Source organism: Odoribacter sp. (assembly GCF_985060555.1).
On the sequence record NZ_CFKYFN010000058.1, the window covers coordinates 1 to 2951 of the forward strand.

3 protein-coding genes and 1 pseudogene are annotated in these 2951 nt (G+C 46.3%); 3 read left to right on the top strand and 1 reads right to left on the bottom strand.

Going from position 1 to position 2951, the window contains the following annotated elements:
* Positions 1–252 precede the first annotated feature (252 nt).
* The 3 genes from AC5RDS_RS07505 (at position 253) to AC5RDS_RS07515 (ending at position 2254) form a co-directional block, all read left to right on the top strand.
* On the top strand, positions 253–1104 hold the full coding sequence (locus AC5RDS_RS07505) for a PepSY-like domain-containing protein (protein WP_118407030.1): 852 nt from the start codon (positions 253–255) through the stop codon (positions 1102–1104).
* Positions 1105–1196: 92 nt separating this feature from the next.
* Positions 1197–1730, top strand: a complete 534-nt coding sequence (locus AC5RDS_RS07510; protein ID WP_015547142.1) for a hypothetical protein — start codon at positions 1197–1199, stop codon at positions 1728–1730.
* Between the two features lie 47 nt (positions 1731–1777).
* Positions 1778–2254, top strand: a complete 477-nt coding sequence (locus AC5RDS_RS07515; protein ID WP_015547143.1) for a hypothetical protein — start codon at positions 1778–1780, stop codon at positions 2252–2254.
* 258 nt (positions 2255–2512) lie between these two features.
* Here the strand turns inward: AC5RDS_RS07515 and AC5RDS_RS07520 are convergent.
* A pseudogene (locus AC5RDS_RS07520) lies at positions 2513–2851 on the bottom strand (DsrE/DsrF/DrsH-like family protein); the annotation flags it as partial.
* Between the last annotated feature and the right edge of the window lie 100 nt (positions 2852–2951).

Consider the following 2951-nt stretch of genomic DNA (forward strand, 5'->3'; position numbering starts at 1 on the left):
ATATTACTACACCCGACCCCGATTTTGCACTATTTTCGGAAAATTTTTCAAAGAAAATGAAAAAAGCCAACCGTTATGGTTGACTTTTAATGACTTGTATTTTACCTTGAATATGGATTTTCAAAGAAAAATCCTATATTTGCATTAGGATAGCCTATTTCCAGTTTGGTACATTAAAGTATATAGATGTCATTTGTTTATGTGGTTCGGGTTTCATATCTTTGTCTTACCTAACTTCAAATTATTTTTGTTATGAAACTGAAAATGTATTTTCTGATGCTCGCTTTAGGAGTATGCGGAGCGGCTATGCAAAGTTGTGATGACGATGATGACAACTTGAAAGTTCCCGAAAAATTGCAGTCTGCGTTTTCTCAAAAATATCCTGAAGCCAGTCCGAAATGGAAAACCCGGGGTAATTATTACATTGCGGATTTCCAGGACCAGAATTATGAATCCGAGGCCTGGTTTACTTTCGATGCCGTTTGGCTGATGACCGAAACGGACCTGCCTTATGCGGCTTTGCCCGAAGCCGTCAAAAACGCCTTCCAGAACAGCGAATATAGATCGTGGAGGCCGGATGATGTGGATATGATAGAACGTGAAAGCATGGAACCGGTCTATGTTTTGGAGGTGGAGCAGGGCTCGCGGGAAATGGATCTTTATTACAACGCGGAGGGAATTCTGATCAAGGCGGTGGAAGATTCGGAGGATGATTCCGAGGATTACCTGCCGGTTGAACTTCCCGAAGGGGTGAAAAATTTTCTGCAGGAGAAATATGCGGCATCCGAAATCGTAGAAACGGACCGGGAACACGGACAGTTTGAGGTGGATATCATCCACGACGGAGTTGCCAAGAAGGTGCTTTTTGACAACAACGGAAATTGGCTTTCCACATCCTGGGAGATCAGTCCGGATACTCTTCCGGAAGCCGTTAAAACTGCGATCCAGCAGGCAATTAACGATAATTATGTCGGTTATGAAGCCGACGATGAGCCGGGAATGGTAGAAACACCAGATGGGAATTATTATCGAATCGAGCTGGAAGCGGAAGATGGCAGGGAGGTGATTCTCAAAATCCGGGAAGACGGCACTTTGCTGAAATAGATTCGTTTGCATAGGCATGCCGACAGGCAAATGAAAAATTCGCTTGGCAGCTGTTCGTATTATATCATCTGTTTTAATAGAACGATTTACCTATGAAAAAAATCGGTTTGCTGCTATTTTTTGCGGTATTCGCTTGCTCTTTGTCCGCACAAAACAGGCTTTCCGTCTTTATCGGAAATGCCAATCGGTATGCTTCGGTCGATTTGTCGGATTTCTGTCGGCGCCTCTGCGTGGAATACGATATTTCGGCAGAATCGCTCAATAATTATTACCGGCGTTGCGGCAGAGATTGGGGGCATGTGGGCCTTGCGCTGGAGATCGCCCGAACCTCGGGACGAAGCATGCGCGATATCTGTGATTATTACAGACGTTATAAGAGTGAGGGCTGGGGGCGGATTCTGATCGAACTGGGAATCGGTCCCGAGTCGTCGTATTGTGCTCCGTTCTATGATCGGGTGCATTGTCATAGCGATTACTGGCACGAGCATTACGACTCCTATTGCAAACGACATGGGAAGTATCATCCGCACAAGCACGGGTATAAGAAACACCCGAAATATGGGAAGCGGAAATACGGGAGATATCATGACGATGATTACGACGATGACGAGGATGATGACGATTGAGTGGCCGGTGATAATTCCATGTAAATCGTTATACGTATAATTGTTTTATGAAAAAGATTTTATTGGTTTTTGTTTGCAGTTTGTTCGCTTTCGAGACGGTTTTGGCTCAAGAGAAAAACGCCGTGGGATTACGGTTGGGAGATGGCGTGGAATTTCTTTATCAACGCGATCTTTCGTCTCGGAATTTTTTGCAATTCACGTTGGCGACTCCTCATTTTGAAGGACTGTCCGTTACGGGAATCTATAATTGGCGCTGCTGCCGGTGGAATTGGACACCCCGGACTTGCGATTGGTATCTGAATGCCGGTGTGGGTGGAGCCTTGGGGCTTTATGACTTTGACGATTCGGGTTTTTTACTCGGTCTGGCCGGCTCCTGCGCTTTCGGCTGTCATTTCAAAAATGCCCCGATCTCTTTGGAGGTGGATTACCGTCCTGTGATCGGAGCCGTGATCGGCGGTGGACATGACGGCTTCTTTGATCCCGGATTCTGGAATTTCGGATTGTCTGTCAAATTCCATTTTTGAAACTATGAATGATCGTTATATATTCTTAATAGCCGTTTAAGCAGGAACGGCTATCCGACGAATCTCTGAAAACAAATTCGCCACCGCCGGAACAATCTGGCGGTGGCGAATTTGTGAAAATGAATTTATTGAATGCGACTTTTGTCCGGTCATACATGGAATTTTACAACAGGTGTCCGGTAGCCGCCTGAGACTCCGGTTTCTGTTCCCGACAACATCGGCCGGTATCCTTTCGATAACTGCGTTGTCATAATGGATTCAAATGAATAGGTTCACGTTCGCTTTCCCGGCACGCTCCATGTAGGTGGCAACACCGCCTACGGTCACGTTGTCCAGCAATTCTTCGCGCTGGACGCCCATCACCTCCATCGACATCTGGCAGGCGATGAATTCCACGCCGTTGTCGATAGCCTGCCGGCGCAGCGTTTCGAGCGAGTCGATTCCTTTCCGCTTCATGATGCGGCGCATCATCCGGTTGCCGATCCCGAACATATTCATTTTCGAAAGGTGTAATTTGAGCGATGACGACGGCAGCATCATGTCGAACATGCGTCCGAAGATGTCCTTTTTCGTCTTCGGTTTGGCGATTTTCTTGATGTGTCCCGTCCTGAAAAAGGTTTACAGAAAAGAGTAAATCTTATGCAGCAAACAACGAATTCAGACTTATCACGTCATTATTTACCGCGTCAGTTGCGTC